Here is a 1326-nt window from a genome sequence, read left to right on the forward strand (position 1 = left end):
TAACGCTTAAGCTAACCGACTAATTTTGCTGGCGGAGTTTTTGCGTCTCTTTGCAGAAACTGTGACAGTGAAATTAGTCGGTTAAGCTTTTTGTTAAGTTTGCCACTCTCCCAACCTATGGTGTTTTAAAGTGGATAGGCGACAAACTTTCATTAATTTGACCTAAGTCTACATTCGAACTATCTGATCCTACAAGCCATTATTTGTCATTATGATGAACAACAGGCACGCAACATTCTCCTGTCTTTAAACAAGTTTTTACTGCTAGTGAATGCTCGGTATTTTCAATTGTTCGACTTCACCTTCTTGATCCAAATCCCTTAGTTGCATCAGCGGTTTGCCACAGGTTTCACAAAGCGCCCGTATGCCTTTACTGTCCATAAACATTTGCCAATCGATTTCTTGTATTTTTTCTACGGCTACTTGCCCTAATTGCTCTCTGGCAACATTCAGCTTTGCTCGACTGCGTCCATGGTATAAACCCAACATTTGATATTGTTGTTTTCTCGGGATAGCGATGTGTGACAGTAATCGTTGCATAAATTGCGCATGCGTTAATGTCAGATATTCGGTCTGTTTGGTTTGATGGCTTTTATACCGAAACTTGATACTGTGCTCCGTTATCCTTAAAATTTGACTATTTTTAATCGCTCCACCTTTTATATATCTCGCCAGATATTTCGCTACGCCCACGCCATGCTCATAAGCGGGTACGCAATGAAGTATCCAATCTGTGCGTCCCAGTTTATTGCACAAGTTGATGACTCGCTGCTTTGTCTCATTGGTGGGGACAACTAAGTCTCCTGACGCCAAGGCTTTTTTAATGCCTGCCAAATACTTTCCTCTGAATATCTGCATCATCACTTTGGCTGGCAGAAATGACTGGCGTTTAGGTGTTTGCCAATGGCCCGTCTTATCGAGCCCCCCATGACTTATCACACAGTGAATGTGCGGATGAAACACTTGGTTTCTTGCCCACGAATGGAATGCCAGTATGTAACCAGGTGTGGCGGTCAAATAACGAGGGTCTTGGCTGAGTTTTTGCAGCGTTTCTCGTACACAGCGAAAGAATAATAGTTGGCAAAAGGCGCGATTAAACCGCCAAATAGTATGTAAATCATGAGGTAACGTGAACACCCAGTGATGGTGCTGGCATTCAAGTAATAGGGCTTCGGCTCTTTGTTGCCACTGGGCTGATTTAAGTGCGCAACATTGTGGGCAACTTCGATGTTTACAACTGTTGTACCACACACCATTTAGATGGCCATCTTCACAATAAACCGCATGGCCTCCTAACGTCTGGGTACGGCACACCATAAGCTGCTG

1 protein-coding gene is annotated in these 1326 nt (G+C 43.6%); it reads right to left on the reverse strand.

Features of this window, described 5'->3' with window-relative positions; translation table 11 throughout:
* Positions 1 to 264: 264 nt before the first annotated feature.
* Positions 265 to 1326, reverse strand: a 1062-nt coding sequence (locus CXF95_RS26170) for a transposase (RefSeq protein ID WP_157828257.1), incomplete at its 5' end; no start/stop codon positions are given.

This window comes from Paraglaciecola sp. MB-3u-78 (assembly GCF_002835935.1).
Taxonomy (GTDB): Bacteria; Pseudomonadota; Gammaproteobacteria; order Enterobacterales; family Alteromonadaceae; genus Paraglaciecola.